Source organism: Novosphingobium sp. (assembly GCF_027486195.1).
GTDB lineage: Bacteria > Pseudomonadota > Alphaproteobacteria > Sphingomonadales > Sphingomonadaceae > Novosphingobium.
Genome location: NZ_JAIXPP010000042.1, coordinates 1 through 16,709, shown reverse-complemented (window position 1 = coordinate 16,709; position 16,709 = coordinate 1). Strand labels below are relative to the sequence as shown.

Annotated in this window: 18 protein-coding genes; 7 read left to right on the top strand and 11 right to left on the bottom strand. The window is 64.4% G+C overall.

Annotated features, from left to right (window positions below; genetic code table 11):
- Positions 1 to 78: 78 nt before the first annotated feature.
- The 8 genes from Q0071_RS08330 to Q0071_RS08295 form a co-directional block, all read right to left on the bottom strand.
- The gene (locus tag Q0071_RS08330) at positions 79 to 1,287 is read right to left on the bottom strand and encodes an acyl-CoA dehydrogenase family protein (RefSeq protein WP_298167326.1); all 1,209 of its coding nucleotides are present in this window, start codon (positions 1,285 to 1,287) and stop codon (positions 79 to 81) included.
- Complete coding sequence (locus Q0071_RS08325) at positions 1,287 to 2,027, bottom strand: ThuA domain-containing protein (protein ID WP_298167323.1); 741 nt, start codon at positions 2,025 to 2,027, stop codon at positions 1,287 to 1,289. The genes Q0071_RS08330 and Q0071_RS08325 overlap by 1 nt, the downstream gene beginning before the upstream one ends.
- Positions 2,028 to 2,054: 27 nt before the next feature.
- Complete coding sequence (locus tag Q0071_RS08320) at positions 2,055 to 3,086, bottom strand: acyl-CoA dehydrogenase family protein (RefSeq protein WP_298167319.1); 1,032 nt, start codon at positions 3,084 to 3,086, stop codon at positions 2,055 to 2,057.
- Positions 3,083 to 4,324, bottom strand: coding sequence for a cytochrome P450 (locus Q0071_RS08315; RefSeq protein WP_298167315.1), 1,242 nt, complete (start codon positions 4,322 to 4,324; stop codon positions 3,083 to 3,085). Before Q0071_RS08315 ends, Q0071_RS08320 begins: the two co-directional genes overlap by 4 nt.
- Positions 4,325 to 4,420: 96 nt before the next feature.
- The gene (locus tag Q0071_RS08310; protein ID WP_298167313.1) at positions 4,421 to 5,161 is read right to left on the bottom strand and encodes an SDR family oxidoreductase; all 741 of its coding nucleotides are present in this window, start codon (positions 5,159 to 5,161) and stop codon (positions 4,421 to 4,423) included.
- Position 5,162: 1 nt separating this feature from the next.
- Positions 5,163 to 5,528 carry a limonene-1,2-epoxide hydrolase family protein gene (locus tag Q0071_RS08305; protein ID WP_298167310.1) on the bottom strand — a complete coding sequence of 122 codons (366 nt, stop codon included), beginning with the start codon at positions 5,526 to 5,528 and terminating at the stop codon, positions 5,163 to 5,165.
- Positions 5,525 to 6,310 carry a ThuA domain-containing protein gene (locus Q0071_RS08300; protein ID WP_298167306.1) on the bottom strand — a complete coding sequence of 262 codons (786 nt, stop codon included), beginning with the start codon at positions 6,308 to 6,310 and terminating at the stop codon, positions 5,525 to 5,527. The genes Q0071_RS08305 and Q0071_RS08300 overlap by 4 nt, the downstream gene beginning before the upstream one ends.
- Before the next feature lie 3 nt (positions 6,311 to 6,313).
- The gene (locus tag Q0071_RS08295; RefSeq protein ID WP_298167303.1) at positions 6,314 to 7,345 is read right to left on the bottom strand and encodes an NADP-dependent oxidoreductase; all 1,032 of its coding nucleotides are present in this window, start codon (positions 7,343 to 7,345) and stop codon (positions 6,314 to 6,316) included.
- Between the two features lie 200 nt (positions 7,346 to 7,545).
- Between Q0071_RS08295 and Q0071_RS08290 the strand changes: the two genes are divergently transcribed.
- Both Q0071_RS08290 and Q0071_RS08285 read left to right on the top strand, forming a co-directional pair.
- The gene (locus Q0071_RS08290) at positions 7,546 to 8,994 is read left to right on the top strand and encodes a carotenoid oxygenase family protein (protein ID WP_298167301.1); all 1,449 of its coding nucleotides are present in this window, start codon (positions 7,546 to 7,548) and stop codon (positions 8,992 to 8,994) included.
- Positions 8,995 to 9,014: 20 nt separating this feature from the next.
- Positions 9,015 to 10,628: an AMP-binding protein gene (locus Q0071_RS08285; RefSeq protein ID WP_298167298.1), complete on the top strand. Its 1,614-nt coding sequence runs from the start codon at positions 9,015 to 9,017 to the stop codon at positions 10,626 to 10,628.
- Positions 10,629 to 10,823: 195 nt separating this feature from the next.
- Here Q0071_RS08285 and Q0071_RS08280 read toward each other — a convergent pair whose 3' ends face one another.
- From Q0071_RS08280 to Q0071_RS08270, 3 genes are read right to left on the bottom strand one after another with little or no spacing between them, the layout of a single operon-like run.
- Positions 10,824 to 11,627, bottom strand: a complete 804-nt coding sequence (locus tag Q0071_RS08280; RefSeq protein ID WP_298167296.1) for an SDR family oxidoreductase — start codon at positions 11,625 to 11,627, stop codon at positions 10,824 to 10,826.
- A 5-nt stretch (positions 11,628 to 11,632) separates the two neighbouring features.
- Positions 11,633 to 11,983, bottom strand: coding sequence for an antibiotic biosynthesis monooxygenase (locus Q0071_RS08275; protein ID WP_298167293.1), 351 nt, complete (start codon positions 11,981 to 11,983; stop codon positions 11,633 to 11,635).
- A complete protein-coding gene (locus tag Q0071_RS08270; protein WP_298167290.1) occupies positions 11,983 to 12,387 on the bottom strand; it encodes a nuclear transport factor 2 family protein in 405 nt (134 codons plus the stop codon). The genes Q0071_RS08275 and Q0071_RS08270 overlap by 1 nt, the downstream gene beginning before the upstream one ends.
- Positions 12,388 to 12,533: 146 nt before the next feature.
- On the opposite strand from Q0071_RS08270, the gene Q0071_RS08265 reads away from it, so the two are divergent.
- From Q0071_RS08265 to Q0071_RS08245, 5 genes are all read left to right on the top strand, one after another.
- Entirely contained in the window at positions 12,534 to 13,295 is a 762-nt protein-coding gene (locus Q0071_RS08265; protein WP_298167287.1) for an SDR family oxidoreductase, read from the top strand.
- Between the two features lie 4 nt (positions 13,296 to 13,299).
- A complete protein-coding gene (locus Q0071_RS08260; protein WP_298167284.1) occupies positions 13,300 to 13,725 on the top strand; it encodes a nuclear transport factor 2 family protein in 426 nt (141 codons plus the stop codon).
- 1 nt (position 13,726) lies between these two features.
- Entirely contained in the window at positions 13,727 to 14,518 is a 792-nt protein-coding gene (locus Q0071_RS08255) for an SDR family oxidoreductase (protein WP_298167281.1), read from the top strand.
- Positions 14,519 to 14,646: 128 nt separating this feature from the next.
- Positions 14,647 to 15,621: a thiamine pyrophosphate-dependent dehydrogenase E1 component subunit alpha gene (locus Q0071_RS08250; protein ID WP_298167278.1), complete on the top strand. Its 975-nt coding sequence runs from the start codon at positions 14,647 to 14,649 to the stop codon at positions 15,619 to 15,621.
- 20 nt (positions 15,622 to 15,641) lie between these two features.
- Positions 15,642 to 16,655, top strand: a complete 1,014-nt coding sequence (locus Q0071_RS08245) for an alpha-ketoacid dehydrogenase subunit beta (RefSeq protein ID WP_298167275.1) — start codon at positions 15,642 to 15,644, stop codon at positions 16,653 to 16,655.
- The last annotated feature ends 54 nt before the right edge of the window (positions 16,656 to 16,709 follow it).

Genomic DNA, 16,709 nt, shown 5'->3' with positions numbered 1-16,709 from the left:
TTCGCATGCTAACCTAGTGCGTGCCGTAGCGGAAGCCCCATCCGAAACGGTTCGGACATGGGGCTTCCGGGTAACAGGTCAGAGGCCCAGGACCTGCTTGGCGATGATAGTTTTCTGCACTTCGTCCGAGCCGCCGAAGATCGTGTAGGCGCGGCCGTTGAGATAGGCGGGCATCGAAAGCTGCGCAGCGCGGCTGCCGACATATTCGGGCGCCTCGTTGCCATAGAGCGGGCGCGTGACGGGCAGCTGCAACCCATCGTAGCCGAACAGGTCCACGGCCAGCTCGTCGATCGCCTGCCGCAGGTTCGAGCTCGTGAGCTTGACCAGCGAGGTCTGCGGCCCAGCCGGGCGGCCCTTGGCGAGCTCGGCCAGGATGCGCAGTTCGGTCACTTCGAAGGCTTGCGCTTCAAGCCGGAGACGGGCCAACCGCTGCGAGATATTCGGATCGTGGATCATGCTGCCGTTGGTGCCCGAGGCTTCCTCGCGCGCCCAGCGTTCGATCCGGTCGAGCTTGGCCAGCAGCGCCGGCGCCGCGCACGAACCGCCGCGCTCGTTCTCGAGCAGGAACTTGGCGATCGTCCAGCCCTGCCCTTCCTCGCCGATCAGGTTGTCCGCCGGGGTTTCGGCATTGTCGAAGAAGGTCGCGTTGACCTCGTGGTCGTTCGCCATCGTGATGATCGGCGAAACGCTGACACCCGGCTGCTCCATCGGGATGAGCAGGAAGCTGATGCCGCGCTGCTTCTGCACGGAGGGATCGGTGCGGACGAGCGCGAAGATCCAGTTGGCGTGGTGCGCGTGGGTGGTCCAGATCTTGGAGCCGTTGACCACGTACTTGTCACCGACCCGTTCTGCGCGCGTCTTCACCGCAGCAAGGTCTGACCCGGCGCCCGGTTCGGAATAGCCCTGGCACCAGTAATCCTCGCCCGAAATGATACGGGGGAGGAAGCGGGCCTTCTGCTCAGGCGTGCCGAAGTGGCAGATCACCGGTCCAACGAGGCGCAGGCCAAGGATCGGCAGCGAAGGCGCGCCGGCAATCGCGCATTCCTTCTCGAAAATGTACTTCTGCGTCGGCGTCCAGCCCGGACCGCCATCCTCGACCGGCCACGAGGTGGCGAGCCAGCCCTTCTCGGCGAGAATGGCCTGCCATTCGCGGGTGATGTCGGGCTCGGTGAACACGCTCGGTGTGCTGGCCGCGCCCTCGCGCAGGCGGGCGTCGAGCTTGTCGTCGAGGAATGCGCGCACTTCCTTCTGGAAGGCAAGATCCTCGGGGGCAAAATCCATATCCATCAGGCTATCTCACTCATGGCCCAGCGAATGCCGCGGCGCAGCGTCTCGTAATACACGGGATAGTTCCAACTGCAGCGTTCGGGATGTGTCCAAAAGGGCAGCAATTCAATGACATCGAAATGGCTGCGGCAGTGTCCGAGCGTATTGTAGAGCACCCCGCCCTTGCCGTGATCGCGCAAGTAGAGAATCGGCACGACGACGTTCGAATAGTTCGCCTCGATGAAGCCGGTCGCCTCACCATCGAAGCGCGTCTGCATCAGGATTTTGATCGGCGCCTTTTCCTTCATGATGTAAAGCTCGTCGATCACGTCGAAATCTTCGAGACCCTGCGTGAGCGCATGGGTCTTGTCGACCACCTCGACACGGAACGGCCCGATGGGCGGATGCGCCTTGAACTGGGTGCCGAGCACTTCCATCACGTCGTCGCGCTCTTCTGGGCAATCGACCCCGCCTTCGACAAACTTCAGGATCGAATTGGTGCCATGGAGCGCCAGCCAGCGCCCGCCGCGATCAAGGAATTCCTTGATCTTCACCGTCTCTTCCGGCGTCGGCAGCACGGTGCAGGTGTAGGTCACGAGGAACTGGCACTGCTCCAGCCGCTCGGTGTTCGAAAAGTCCATCGCCACGGTGGTGCGGATTTCCGGATGCTCGCCGAGCAGCTTGAGCACTTCGAGCCGGGCGAAGTCGATATCGTGGTATTTGCCGGCGGCCACGAAGTGGGCATCGATCCGCTTGGTCATTCCTAACACTCCAATTACCCGCCGCGGTCACGCCGCGCGGGCGTAATCCAGAATATCGCTCGCCGGATCGCCGAACAGCTTGGACAAAAGCACGATCCGCTTGAGCCCGTGGCCGATCCCTAGTTCGTCGCTCATGCCCATGCCGCCGTGCAACTGCACCGCCTGATGACCGACCCAGATCGCGTTCTCGGCCACATGGGCCTTGATCGCCGCCATCGGTGCCGCAGGCTGCAGCAGCGCGCGAAGAATCGCGGACTGTATGCTCTCGACCCGCGCATAAGCATCCACCATGCGGTGCTGAAGCACCTGGAACCGCCCCAAGGGCTGGCCAAACTGCTCACGCGTCTTGAGATATTCCAACGTGTCGGCAAACAGGCGCTGGGCAATGCCGGTCATCTCCGCCGCCGCCATCAGCCGCGCCTCGTCGATCACCGCGGCGAGGTCCGCCGTGAGTGGGCCTTCCGCCGCCGCATCGTGGAACGTCACGATCGCCGCGACGCCGCCATCCGCGACTGGATAGGGCCGCACTTCGACTTCCGCCGCCTTGGCATCAACCACGTAAAGCCCGGTCTTGCCGTCTTCCTCGGCGGTCACCACGAACACATCCGCCGCGCCGCCGCCGAGCACGAACTGCTTGGTGCCCGAGAGCTTGCCGGCCTTGGCCTTGACGCCGCTGGCTTCGAGCACAAAGCGCCGACCCGGTTCGGCAAAGGCGAACGCCGCGATCGTGTCGCCTGAAATGACGCCCTCCAGATGCGCCGAGCCTGCTAGCAGCCGCGCGGGGAGGAAACCGCATTCCAGCCACGGCTCGACCGCCTGCGCATGGCCCAGCGCCTGCGCCACCACGGCGAGATCGCCGTGCGAGCCGTCCATGCCGCCATCGGCTTCACCGGCAGCAAGGCCGATCAGCCCCAGCTCCGCCAGCTCCTTCCATCGCGCCCGGTCGATCCCGCCGGGCAGCGCCCGAGCCGCGCGCCGTGCCGCCACGTCCTGCCCCTGGCAAAAGCGCTCGACCGCCGCCTTGAACAGCTCCTGGTTCTCGTCGAGATCGAAGTTCATGCAGCTGCCTTCTTGAAGGTAATTGGCACCGAAACGAACCCGCGCAGCAGCAGGTTCGGGGAAACGCGCAGCTCCGCGCCGTCCTTGATACGGATATCATCGAGCCGGCGTAGCAACTCGGTGAAGGCGACAGTCATTTCCTTGCGGCTCAGCATGTTGCCCACGCACATGTGGATGCCCTTGCCGAAGGCGAGGTGCGTGCGCGCATTGGTGCGCTCGACATCGAACTTGTCAGGATCGTGATACTTGGCCGGATCGCGGTTCGCCGCCGCATAGCGCAGCATGACCATCTCGCCCGCCTTGTAGCTGTGCCCGCCCAGCTCGGTGTCCTTCTTCACCAGCCGCCACATGCCCGCCGTCGGCGTATCGAGCCGCAGCACTTCCTCGATCATGTTGCCGATCAGCGCGGGATTGGCGCGGACCTTGTCCTGCTGGTCCGGATTCTGCGCGAGGTGGACGATGCCGCCCGCCAGCGAATGGGTGGTGGTCTCGTTACCCGCGACCATCAACTGCTGCGCGATAGAGAGGATTTCGGCGTCGTTGAGCGGCGTTTCGCCATCGAGCCGGGCGTTGACCACGTCCGAAAGCAGATCATCGGTCGGCGTCTCGCGGCGGGCGTCGATCTTGACCTTGAGCTTGCGCTGGAAGTCGACGATCTCGTGCGCGCACTCGATCTCGCGCTCACGCGGGATCATGTGGCCGAGCCGATCGGCAAATGCATCCGACCAACGCTTGACGTCTGCGCGCTCGGCTTCCGAAAAGCCCAGCTGCTCGCAGATCACCTGCACCGGCAGGCCGACGCTGAACGCGGACACGAAATCGCACTCGCCATCCTCGATGAAACCATCGATCAGCTTGTTGACCTTGTCGCGGATGCCGGCTTCGAGCGCGTTCACGCGCGGCATCGAGAAGGCGAGGTTGACGAGCTTGCGGAAACGCGTGTGGACCGGCGGATCGGCGGTCAGCAGCGTGTTCATCTGCGGCCAGCCTTCGGCCAGAATGCCGCTCACTTCCGGATCCTCGGCCAGCGCACCCGAAAGCACGCCGCTGAAGTCGTTCGAAAAATCATCCGGACGCCCGGCCGCTTCCGAACACATCTCGTAGCTCATGATGATCTTCATGCCGGTTTCGGGCAGCTCGATCACCGGCGCATTGGCGTGGGCCCACTGGTAGAGCGGGAACGGGTTCTGCATCACCTCGGGATCGAGCAGTGATTTCGCGCTGGTCATTTCATTCATGGCAGTTCCCACTTGGTTCAGCTTGGATGTGGCACCGTCAAATACCCCGTGCCACGCGCGAAAATGCTAGGTTCGCTTGCCCTGCCGGGCAGGTTTTCAAGAGTGTACCATAACGCCGCCGTCGACCATGATGCCTTGTCCGGTGATGAAGCGCGCATCGTCGGTGGCGAGGAACACCATGACATCCGCCACATCTTCCGGCTGACCGATCCGGCCGAGCGCAGAACGGCCCGCGTAATAGTCCTTCGCGCCCGGCGTGCCTTCGAACAGATCGCGCGTCATGCCCGTCGCGATGGCGCCTGGCTGCACGCAGTTCACCGTGATCCCGTTTGGCCCCAATTCCATTGCCAGCGCGCGGGTCAGCCCCAGCACCGCATGCTTCGAGGTGGTGTAAGCCACCAGCCCCGCATCGCCATAGCGCGACATGATCGAGCCGACGTTGACCACCCGCCCATGGCCGGAGGCGGCCAGCATCGGCATCAGCGCGCGGGTCAGTTTCATCACCGCAGTCACGTTGATCGATAGCGCGGCGTTCCACGCTTCCTCGGTCATCTCGGTGAACGGGCCGTTGGGGCAGACGCCGGCGTTGTTGATGAGGATATCGCAGCCGCCGAGCAGGCTTTCCGCCGCCCCGGCTATGCTAGCGATGGAGTAGGGATCGCCAAGGTCTGCCACCAGCGTGTGCGTGCCGACGATCCCCTCGCCCACCCGGTCAACGCCGAGCACCTGCGCGCCCTCGGCCAGCAGCCGCGCCGCCGCCGCTGCGCCCATGCCCGATGCCGCGCCGGTGACGACCGCGCGCCGGCCGGTGAGGTCACGCCCACGCGCAATCGTCATGTCAGGCAAACTCCCGCTGGAACTCGGCCATGTCGAAGTAATCACGCCACCGGCTGACCTTGCCTTCGGCGTTGATCTCGAACGTCCCCGAAACGCGGATCGCGCGCCAGCGCCCGGCGACGAGGAATTTGTCGGTCCGCTCGGTCAGCACCACATTGCCGTTCGCAGCGATATGGTGCGTGATCCACTCGGTGCCTTCGATGGGCGGAAACTGCCCCATCAGTGCCTGAACCCCGGCGAGGCCGACGGCCGGCTCCATCGGGATGTTATGCCAGATGATATCCTCCGCCATCATGGCGAAGGCTGCGGGGGCATCGCCCCGGTTCCATGCGGCGATGAAGGCCTCGACGATTTCCTGCGGGCTCATGCGCTTCTCCCATAGCTCTGCGCTGTCCATTCCAGCGCATTGGCAACCACGCGGCGGACGACGGGGTTCGCATAGGTGTGCGGCCCATCGCCGAACTGGCAGTAGACCATCTGCGCCGCGCCGATCGGCTTCGCCCACGCCACCAGATTGCTCCCCGGCGGGTGCGGCCAATCGCTGTTGTCGAACATCCGCCCAGCCACGGCATGCGCCGCAGAATAGAAGTTTGCCGCCACGTAGTCATGCTGCGCGCGGATCAGCGGCGTCACGTCATCCTCGAACACTTCGCCGAGATAGAGCTCGTCATTCACCGGGAATGTCGCCGGGACGCCGACCAGCACCGGATGTTCCGCCACCAGCTCGGCCCTGTAGTCCACGTCATGACGATAGCCCGAATCGAGCTTCATGTCCCCGCGCACCGGGCCGGGCTGATAGAGGAACCGTCCGCCCAGCCACTCGCTCCACTGCGGCCACTCGGCCCAGCCCGCAATCGCATGGTGCAGCATGACTGCGCCGCGCCCGCTGGCGAACCGCCGCTCCAGCGCCGCCTTGAAGCCTGGCGACGGCGCCGCCGTCTTCACCGTGCCGTCGGCAAAGGTATAGCCCGGCATATCGTAGAACAGCATGGCGTCCGCGTTATCTGCGGCCCCGGCAGCCACCCGCTCCTCGGCTTCGGGATGGACGTAGTGGGTCACCTCCCAATCGCCGAGACTTTCCAGAAACGCCGCGAACGGACCTGCCTCGTAAGGATGGCCACCGGAAAGGACGAGGAGCGTCTTGGTCATGCCTCAGCTCAGCTTCAGGATCATCTTGCCGTCGTTCGAGCCGCTGAACAGCCGCAGGAACGCAGGCAAGGCATTGTCGATGCCTTCATCGACATGCTCGTCGAACACCAGCTTGCCCTCGGTCATCCAGCCCGCCATCGCGGCGATGCCTTCGCCGAAGCGCGGCACATAATCGGCCACGAGCAGGCCCGTCAGCGAGGCGCGCTTGACGATCAGCTGCCACACATTGCGTGCGCCGGTCTTTTCGCCCGCGTTGTTGTACTCGCTGATCAGGCCGCAGAGGCCGATGCGGGCATACATCGCGAGGTTGTTCAGCCCCGCATCGAGGATATCGCCGCCGACATTCTCGAAGATCACGTTGACACCCTGCGGCGCAGCCGCTGCGATCTCGGCCGAAAGCTGGTCCACGCTCTTGCCGCGATAATCGATGGCGACATCGAAGCCGTAGCGTTCCACCAGCCGCTTGCACTTCTCCGGCCCGCCCGCGATGCCGATGACCTTGCTGGCCCCCTTGAGCTTGGCGATCTGACCGACAAGCGAGCCAACCGCGCCCGCTGCACCCGTCACCATCACGACATCGCCCGGCTGCGGCTTGCACACTTCCAGGTAGCCGAAATAGGCCGTCATCCCCACCGCGCCGAGCACCGAGAGGAAGTTCGTCGGCGAAGGCACGATGGTCGGATCGATCGGCGCGCTGAAGCCGCCAGCCTGCGAGACCGAGTATTCCTCGATCGCGTTGAGCCCCGATACCCACTGCCCCACCGGGAAATCGGCGGTCTTGCTCGCCACCACTTCGCCCACGGTCGAGGCGCGCACCGACGTCCCCAGCGGGATCGGCGGCATATAGCTCGGCGCATCGTCCATCCAGCCGCGCATGGCGGGATCGAGCGAGGCGTAGTGATTGCGGATCAGGAACTGGCCGTCTGCAAGCTCGGGCAGCGGCTCGGAAACAAGGCTGAAGTCTTCGGCCACCGGCGCGCCATTGGGGCGGCGGACCAGCAGGAAACGGCGATTCACATCGAGCAATTCTGGCACGGACAAGCTCCTGAACGGGGGACTCCCCGAAACGCTAGAGCCTAGACCCCACCACAGCCAAGACGACTCTCATTTTTGCCCATTGGAGCGAGGCTCACTCCCCATTTTGTCAGGTGAACGTGCCCCCCATCCCACCCACAGTGAAGGCAGTCCGCCAGCCAGCGCGGCGATGCGGGAACTTCACAAGGATTCTGGGGACCATGGCAGAACCGTTCTTCGATCACCCCTACCTTTCCGGCCACCATGCGCCGATCCGGTTCGAGGCCGATGCGCCCGATCTGATCGTTGTGGGCAAGCTGCCTGACGATCTCGCCGGCATGTTCTATCGCAACGGCCCCGATCCGCTCTATGCCCCGCGCGAGGGCGACTATCACTGGTTCGATGGCGACGGCATGGTCTTCGCGTTCGAGTTCGCGGACGGCCGCGTCTCGCTGCGCAACCGCTGGGTCAAGACCGAGAAGTTCGAACTCGAGAAAGCCGCCGGGCGCCGTCTGTTCGGCATTTTCGGCAATCCGATGACCTCGGACCCCAGCGTGCAGGGCAAGCGCTACAACACCGGCAACACCAACATCATCCTTCACGGCGGCCAACTTCTTGCGCTGATGGAAGGCGCGCCTCCGGTGGCGCTCGATCCGCGCAAGCTGGATACGCTGCACGAGGAGACCTACGGCGGCCTTGTCACCTCCAGCTTCTCGGCCCATCCCAAGATCGACTACAAGACGCGCGAAATGATCAACACCGGCGCAGCCATCAACGGCATGATGGGCCCGGCGGAAATGCGCTATGACGTGGTTGCGGCGGACGGGACGATCCGCAAGACCGAGATCATCCCGATGCCGCACTTCAGCCTGATGCACACCTTCCTGCTGACGGAAAACTGGGCAATCTTCCCGTTCATCCCGATCGACACCGACCTAAAGCGCTTTGCCGCAGGCGGGCCGATGACGGCTTGGGTCAACGACCGCCCGACCAAGTTCGCGGTCATGCCGCGCGAAGGCACGGCGGACCAGATCAAGTGGTTCGAGTTCGAGCCGCGGCATATGTTCCACGAGCTCAACGTGTGGGAAGAGGACGGCAAGATCATCGCCGATGTCGCCGCTGCCAATGGCACGGCCTTGTTCCCGGATGAAACCGGGGCGCGCCGCACCCATCTCGATACCCAGCAGAGCCTGCGCCGCTGGACTATCGATCCCACCGGCAATACCGGCTGGATCAAGGAAGAAGTGCTCAACGGGCGCGACATCCAGTTCCCCCGGCCCGACGACCGCCTGATGACGCGCAAGAGCCGCCACAGCTTTGCCAACATCAACCTGAAATCCCGCGATGGCCGGGTCGAGGGCATGGATGCCGTGCTGCGCTACAACACCGAGACCGGCGAGGAAGACATCTGGCACTTCGGCGCGGGCGCCGCTGCGGGCGAACTGGTCTTCGCGCCGCGCCTTGGCAGCACGGACGAGGCAGACGGCTATGCCATGACCCTGGTCCACCCTGCGAACAGCGGCACCAGCGAACTTGCCATCTTTGCCGCCAAGGACATTGCTGCCGGCCCGATCGCCCGCGTGCTCATTCCCTTCCGCGTGCCGAGCGGCTTCCACTGCAACTTCTACGCCGAGGACAATCCGCTCTACCAGCAGGCTGTCACGAACTGATCCGATAACGAAAGCCCATCATGGCCACTATCCCTGCACATCTGGCCCAGTTTGCCGCCGACGGCAGCTGGACCAACATGACCATCGGCGATTACGCGCGCCGCTGGGCCGAGACCGATCCGGACAAGGTCGTATACCTCAATGATCCCACCGCGCCGACTTACGCCAGCCTGCTGGCGGACGGCGAGGCGCTCGCCCGCGCGCTTCACGATCTGGGTCTGCGCACGGGCGACGTGATCGGCTTCCAGGTGCCCAACTGGGTGGAGGCCTCGGTGATCAACCTGGCGGCCAATCTCGGCGGCTTCGTGATCGCTCCGATCGTGCCGATCTACCGCGATGCCGAAGTGATCCAGATGCTGGGCGACAGTAAAGCCCGCGCGTTCTTCGTGGCTGAGAGCTTCCGGAACTACGACTTCGCCGGGATGGTGGACCGCGTGCGTCCGCACCTGCCGGAGCTGAAGCATGTCATCTATGTGCGGCCTACCGAGCGCAGCCCCGATTTTGCCACGCTGGTCGAGCATGGGCGAGGCCTCAATACACCGCTCGACAAGGTCGATCCCAACGCGCTGAAGCTCATCCTCTACACCTCGGGCACCACCGGGCGGCCCAAGGGCGTGCTCCATTCGCACAACACGCTGGACCGCGTCGCGCAGTTCGGCCGCCAGTACAGCGGCATTCCCAACGACGTGACGCTGATGCCGTCGCCCGTCACGCATATCAGCGGGTTTTCGGGCGGACTGGAGAAGCCTTTCGCCTCGGGCAGCCAGGTCGTCCTCATGGAAGTATGGAAGGCCAAGGACGCGGTGGATCTGATCGACCGCTACGGGATCACCTCCACCGTCGCTGCCACGCCCTTCCTGCAGGAACTGTGCGATGCGGCGGAGGCAGTCGGCTCCAAGTTGCCCACCTTCCGCCGCTTCGCCTGCGGCGGCGCAGCCATCCCCTCGGAACTGGTCTACACCGCCAACAAGCGCCTCGCGCACCCCTGCGCCTACCGCGTCTACGGCAGCTCCGAAGTGCCGCTGGCGACCCCCGGCATCCTGCCGGAAAACAGCCTCGTGGAAGCCGCCGAAACCGATGGCGCCGCGCTCGATTACCAGCTGCGCCTCGTCGATGACGACGGCAACGAAGTGCCCCATGGCACCGATGGCGAAATCCTCGTGCGCGGCCCCGCCATGTTCCTCGGCTATGCCGATCCGGAGCAGACCCGCGAATCGCTGACGGATGACGGCTTCTTCCGCACCGGCGACATCGGCAGGATTACCCCTTCGGGCGCGCTCGTCATCACCGGGCGCAAGAAGGACCTCATCATCCGGGGCGGCGAGAACATCAGCGCCAAGGAAATCGAGGATGTGCTCCACTTGAACCCCGCGATCAAGGAAGCCGCCGTCGTCTCGATGCCGCACCCGCGCCTTGGTGAAGGCATCTGCGCCTATCTCATCCCGATGGGCGAAGATCGGCCGGACATGGCCGCCCTTTCAGCCTTCGTCAGCGAGGCCGGCCTCGCCAAGCAGAAGTGCCCCGAACGCATCGAATGGGTGGACACATTCCCCCGCACTGCCTCGGGCAAGATCCGCAAGGACCAACTGCGCACGATGATCAAGGCGCAGATGGAGGCTGAGAAGGCAGGGTAGGCGCTAGCCGCCTTTCTTCACCATCGTACCCCACAGTTCGTCATTGCGAGCGCAGCGAAGCAATCCAGAGCGGCCATGCCTAACCGCTCTGGATTGCTTCGTCGCTTCGCTCCTCGCAATGACGAGGAGAATATGGAAAAGCCCTCCCTCCTTGCGGAGAGAGGGCTTGCGAACTCGAAACCGTAGGCGTTCGGATCAGCTCTGCGCCTGCAGCGCCGCCATTGCAGCACCGATCGCAGCGCTGATTTCGCCCGGGCGCGGGTTGCGCCGCAGGGTCAGGCCGCCGTTGATCTGCAGGTTCTGGCCCGACATGAAGCAATCGTCGCTCACCACCCAGAGCGCAGCCTTGGCGATATCCTCCGAAGTGCCGACGCGGCCCAGCGGATATTCCTTGGTGAAGGCATCGACGAGACCGGGCACCGCGAAGGACTGCTCGGTCATCGGGCTTTCGGTGAAGCCGGGCGAAAGCACATTGGCGCGGATGCCCTGCGGGCCATACTGGTTGGCAACGCAGCGGATCAGCGCCTCAGACCCTGCCTTGGTCGCGATATAGGCGGCATGATCGTCGATCACGCACTGCGTGGTGGCCGAGGAGATCTGGATCAGCGAACCGCCGTGCGGCATTGCCCTGACGAACGCGCTCAGGAAATAGTGCACGCCCTTCAGCTGCAGCGCGATGATCTGGTCGAGCTCTTCCTCGGTGATCTCGTGGAGGCCTTTGAGCAGGCCCCAGCCGGTCGCGTTGATCGCGATGTCCACCTTGCCGTGGCGGTCCAGCACCGTGGTCGCCAGTGCCTCGACATCGGCTTTCTTCGACAAGTCGCACAGCGCCCAATCGCCCGCGATCACGCCGGCAAACTTCTTGAGCTCCTCCGCCTTGCGCCCCGCGACGACGACTTTGGCCCCCGCATCGGCAAGCGTTTGGGCGATGTGCTGGCCCATGTTGCCCGCACCCGCCGCGCCGATCACGACAGCCACCTTGCCCGAGAGATTGGTCATCGCAGTCAGTCCTTTGCGGTGAGGAAGTTCGCCGTCGCGACCCCGTCCGGGCCATAGACCGGTTCCGAAATGTCGCAGCGATACTTGCGCGTATTGGCACCCAGGATGGTGAACCCGGCGAGATGCGCGCCCATCTTGAAGTAGGATTCGGCGAGCAGGTGCACGGCGAGATCCTCGGCGGTCTCCCACTCCTCGAACACGTGGATGCGGCCCGGATGGTGCGGATCGAGGCTCCACGCGTAATGGCGGCAGCCCTTCTCCGCGAGAGCCATGTCGATCAGCGGCTGGGCGTTCTTCAGAACCTCGTCACGGACTTCCGGCGCAAAATCGATCTCACCTGCGACAACCACGATCATCACGAATACCCCTTCAGAACTGAAAAACTGCGGCTCTGATAGAGCCAGGTTCCGCCGCGCTTGACGTAAGTGTCCTCGTAGCGGCCGATGCTGCGGCGCAGGTTGCCTTCGAGGTCTTCGAGCGTCTCGTTGGTGTAGACGCGGCCGGTCGCCGTATCGCCATCGATAGCGATCGCGCCGGTCTGATAGAAGAAGCCGACGAAAGCGAAGGTCGACATCGCGCCGGTCCACAGGCCGACGATCGCGTCCTTGCCGTTCACGGTGTGCCCCGCCAGATCCCAGACGGCATCGTCCGCCCAGAGCGCGCCCCAATCGGTGGCGTCGCGCCGAAACACGGCGTCGGCATAGTTGTCGTGCAGCGCGCGGATGGCGAGCTGGTCCTCGATCGGTCCGGTGATAGCCATATTCTCTCCCAATTGGAGGGGAGCCTAAGGCGATTCAGACCGGCCAGAAACTATCAATTCCGCGCGCTGTCAGCGCCCTCGTTTTGGCTATTCTGGCGTAGCAAAGGCCCGGGTTCACCGGGCGAAAGCCATGGATGGAGAGCGCGATGGATCTGGGTCTCAAGGGCAAGAAAGTCATCATGAACGGCGGGGCCCGCGGCATCGGCCTCGAAATCCTCAAGATCCTCACCACTGAAGGCGCCGACGTCGCGTTCTTCTCGCGCGATCAGGCCAAGATCGACACGGCCCTCGCCGCACTCGCCGGCAACGAGGGCAAGGCGCATGGCGACGCCTTCGACATGACGAACAATATCGAAGGCTACGTCGCGTGGCTGAACGGCGCGGTCGAAAAGCTCGGCGGCTGCGACATCTTCATCAACATGGCCAGCGTTTCCGGCGCCGGTGCCACGCAGGACTGGCAGAAGTGCCTCGACGTGGACATCATGGCTGCCGTCAAAGGCATCGAAACGCTCACCCCGGCGCTCGAAGCCTCGGGCGCAGGCTCGATCATCGTGATGTCGTCCACCGCCGCGATCGAGACGTTCATCATGCCGCAGGCCTACAACGCGATCAAAGCCGCGCTGATCACCTATGCCTCGCAGCTTTCGCAGGCTCTCGCGCCCAAGGGCATCCGCGTCAACACAGTCTCGCCCGGTCCGATCGAGTTCCCCGGTGGCAGCTGGGAGATGATCCAGGGCGCGATGCCGGACTTCTACAAGAGCATCAAGGCGCAGATGCCGATGGGCCGCCTCGGCGCGCCGGACGAGGTTGCGCGCTCGGTCGTGTTCCTTGCCAGCCCCGCCTCGTCCTACTCGACCGGCGTCAATCTCGTGATCGACGGAGGCTTCACCAAGCGTGTGCAGTTCTGATCCGATGAGCAAAACTCCGCTCGAGCTCGCCCACACCATGCTCGGCTGCATCGACAAGGGTGATTGGGCCGGCGTGATGGCGATCACCTCCCCCGACTATGTCGTCCACGAACCGCCGGAGCTTCCATTCGGCGGCGACTGGAAGGGGCAGGACGCGCTGATCCGCCTGTTCCCCCACGTCTGGAGCTACTGGGACGACGTGGTGGTGGACCGCCTCGGCATCCTGACGGACGAGAACTACTTCTGCCTGCAGCTGCGCATGACGATGACCTCGAAGCTCACCGGCAACCGCATCAGCACTTCGCTTGCGGAAACCACCCGCTGCGTCGATGGCCTGATGGTCGAATACACCATCCACTACCACGATTGTGCGCTGGTGGCCCGCGAAGCCGGCCCGCCGCGCCCCGGCGCGGTGAAGCTGGAGGCCTGAAATGGACCGTCTGAAAGGCAAGGTCGCCATCATCACCGGCGCCGCCAAGGGCCTCGGCGCGGCAGACGCCCGCCTCTTCGTGGCCGAAGGCGCGACCGTCATCCTCACCGATGTCGACGATGCCGCAGGCAGCGCGCTCGCCGCAGAACTGGGCAAGAGCGCGGAATACAAGCGCCTGGATGTGACGAGCGAGGCAGAGTGGGAAGCGCTGATTGCGGACATCGTCGCCCGCCACGGCCGGCTCGACGTCCTCGTCAACAACGCCGGGATAGTCGAATTCGGCGATCCCGAAACGCTGACCGAAGTGAACTACCGCAAGATCATGGCCGTCAGCCTCGACGGCGTCGTCTTCGGCACCAAGCACGCGATCCCCGCCATGGCCGCGAACGGCGGCGGCTCGATCGTCAACATGGCCTCGATCGCCGCGATTCAAGGCGAGCCGACGTTTGCCGCCTACAGCGCCGCCAAGGGCGCGATCGATGCCTATACCCGCGCTACCGCCGCTTACTCCATCAAGAACGGGCGCGGCGTGCGCGCCAATTCAGTGCTCCCCGCCGGGATCGACACGCCGATGGTGCAGAGCCTCGGCAGCAAGCTCGCCGAACTGGGCGCGGCGGCTCCGGTGCATGACAACGCCACCGCGATGAACCGCCTCGGTGCCCCCGTCGATGTCGCCAATCTCGTGCTCTTTCTCGCCTCGGACGAAAGCCGCTTCATCACCGGCCAGAGCCACGTGATCGACGATGGCGCATCGGTCATCGCGGGCAGCACGGTGCCCCGCACGGATCGCTGATTGCGCAGAGTTCCGCGCTTACCTATCACTTTTATGGCTTCTCAAGCGGTGCGCCGGGTGGCCAAGTGAAACCATGATCCGAGCGCGGCCACCGCCGCCGCGCTGGCCAGCAAACCGGGAGATTGAAGGTGCAACTCAGCCGCGACGAATTGCTGCGAGCCTATCGCCAGATGAAGGTCATCCGCGAGTTCGAGGAACGTCTCCACGTCGATATCCAGACCGGCGAGATCGCGGGCTTCACCCACCTCTACTGCGGGCAGGAAGCTGTCGCGGTTGGCGTTTGCGAGCATCTTTCGCCGGACGACAAGATCGTCTCCACCCATCGCGGCCACGGCCACTGCCTTGCCAAGGGCTGCGACGTGAATGGCATGATGGCAGAGATCTGGGGCAGCCGCGACGGCCTGTGCAAGGGCAAGGGCGGCTCGATGCACATCGCTGATATCGACAAGGGCATGCTCGGCGCCAATGGCATCGTCGGCGCGGGCGCGCCGATCGCAGTGGGTGCGGGGATCGCCGCCAAGATCGATGGCAAGGGCCATGTCTCCATCGCCTTCTCGGGCGACGGCGCGTGCAACCAGGGCACCACGTTCGAGGCGATGAACATGGCCGTCGTCACCAAGGCGGCCTGCATCTTCGTGTTCGAGAACAACCACTATTCCGAACACACCGGCTTCGAATACGCGGTCGGCACCAACAAGGACATCGCCAGCCGCGCCGAAGCCTTTGGCATGAAGGTCTGGCGCGGTGACGGGACGGATTTCTTCTCGGTCTACGAAACCATGCGAGAAGTGCTCGATTACGTCCGCGTCCCCGGCAATGGCCCGGCGGCGGTCGAATTCGATACCGAGCGCTTTTTCGGCCACTTCGAAGGCGATCCGCAGCGCTATCGCGGCCCGGGCGAGCTCGACCGCATCCGCGAGACGCGCGATTGCATCAAGAAGTTCCGTGCCAGTGTGACGGGCGCAGGCCTGCTCACCGACGCCGATATCGATGCCGTCGATGCCGATGTGATGGAGGCGATCGAAACCGCCGTCGCCAAGGCCAAGGCCGCCCCGCGGCCCACCCCCGAAGACGTCCTCGAAGACGTCTACATCTCGTACTGATCTCCCCGAGGAGCGCGACAATGGCAAGAATGATGTATCGCGAGGCGGTCCTCTCCACGATCGCCGAGGAAATGGAGCGCGACGAAAACGTCGTCGTGCTGGGCGAGGACGTGGTGGGCGGCAACGGCACCGCCGGCGGCCCCGAAGCGATCGGCGGTATCTGGTCGACCTCGGCCGGGCTTTACGGCAAGTTTGGCGGCGACCGCGTGATCGACACCCCGATCTCCGAAAGCGCGATCATGGGTGCGGCGGCTGGCCTCGCGCTCGCGGGCAAGCGCCCGGTGGCCGAGCTGATGTTCGCAGACTTCATCGGCGTCTCGCTTGACCAGATCTGGAACCAGCTCGCCAAGTTCCGCTACATGTTCGGCGGCAAGACCAAGTGCCCCGCCGTGATCCGCATGGCCTGGGGCGCGGGCTATAATGCCGCCGCGCAGCACAGCCAGGCGGTGCACCAGATCCTCACCGGCATGCCCGGCCTCAAGGTCGTGATGCCCAGCACCCCGGCAGACGTGAAGGGCCTGCTGCGCACGGCGATCCGCGATGATGATCCAGTGATCTTCCTTGAGCACAAGGCGCTCTACGGCGTGAAGGGCGATGTGCCGGACGACAAGGATTTCATGATCCCGTTCGGCCACGCGCGCCTCACCCGCGCGGGCAATGATGTGACGATCGTCTCGACCGGTCTTCTGCTCGGCTTCTGCGAAGCTGTCGCCGACAAGCTGGCTGCAGAGGGGATCGGCTGCGACGTCATCGATCCGCGCACCACCAGCCCGCTCGATGAGGAAGCGATCCTCGATTCGGTCGAAGTCACGGGCCGCCTCGTGGTGGTGGACGAGACCAATCCGCGCTGCAGCTTTGCGGGCGATATCTGCGCGATGGTCGCCGAAAAGGCCTTCGCCAGCCTCAAGGCCCCGCCGCTCAGCGTTACTCCGCCGCACACCCCCGTCCCGTTCGCGCGCGAGCTGGAATCCGCGTACCTGCCCTCGATCCCCAAGATCGAAGCGGCGGTGCGCAAGGTCCTCTCCTACCGCTAAGGAACGCCGTCATGGCTGATATTCGCCCCTTCTGCATGCCCAAGTGGGGCATCG

Coding starts and splice junctions, on each gene's coding strand:
- Q0071_RS08275 (WP_298167293.1), bottom strand. CDS start 11,983: ATGATCGTGGTTGTCGCAGGTGAGATCGATTTTGCGCCGGAAGTCCGT.
- Q0071_RS08330 (WP_298167326.1), bottom strand. CDS start 1,287: ATGGATATGGATTTTGCCCCCGAGGATCTTGCCTTCCAGAAGGAAGTG.
- Q0071_RS08245 (WP_298167275.1), top strand. CDS start 15,642: ATGGCAAGAATGATGTATCGCGAGGCGGTCCTCTCCACGATCGCCGAG.
- Q0071_RS08260 (WP_298167284.1), top strand. CDS start 13,300: ATGAGCAAAACTCCGCTCGAGCTCGCCCACACCATGCTCGGCTGCATC.
- Q0071_RS08305 (WP_298167310.1), bottom strand. CDS start 5,528: ATGAGCCCGCAGGAAATCGTCGAGGCCTTCATCGCCGCATGGAACCGG.
- Q0071_RS08285 (WP_298167298.1), top strand. CDS start 9,015: ATGGCCACTATCCCTGCACATCTGGCCCAGTTTGCCGCCGACGGCAGC.
- Q0071_RS08265 (WP_298167287.1), top strand. CDS start 12,534: ATGGATCTGGGTCTCAAGGGCAAGAAAGTCATCATGAACGGCGGGGCC.
- Q0071_RS08320 (WP_298167319.1), bottom strand. CDS start 3,086: ATGAACTTCGATCTCGACGAGAACCAGGAGCTGTTCAAGGCGGCGGTC.
- Q0071_RS08325 (WP_298167323.1), bottom strand. CDS start 2,027: ATGACCAAGCGGATCGATGCCCACTTCGTGGCCGCCGGCAAATACCAC.
- Q0071_RS08255 (WP_298167281.1), top strand. CDS start 13,727: ATGGACCGTCTGAAAGGCAAGGTCGCCATCATCACCGGCGCCGCCAAG.
- Q0071_RS08300 (WP_298167306.1), bottom strand. CDS start 6,310: ATGACCAAGACGCTCCTCGTCCTTTCCGGTGGCCATCCTTACGAGGCA.
- Q0071_RS08290 (WP_298167301.1), top strand. CDS start 7,546: ATGGCAGAACCGTTCTTCGATCACCCCTACCTTTCCGGCCACCATGCG.
- Q0071_RS08270 (WP_298167290.1), bottom strand. CDS start 12,387: ATGGCTATCACCGGACCGATCGAGGACCAGCTCGCCATCCGCGCGCTG.
- Q0071_RS08280 (WP_298167296.1), bottom strand. CDS start 11,627: ATGACCAATCTCTCGGGCAAGGTGGCTGTCGTGATCGGCGCGGCGGGT.
- Q0071_RS08310 (WP_298167313.1), bottom strand. CDS start 5,161: ATGACGATTGCGCGTGGGCGTGACCTCACCGGCCGGCGCGCGGTCGTC.
- Q0071_RS08315 (WP_298167315.1), bottom strand. CDS start 4,324: ATGAATGAAATGACCAGCGCGAAATCACTGCTCGATCCCGAGGTGATG.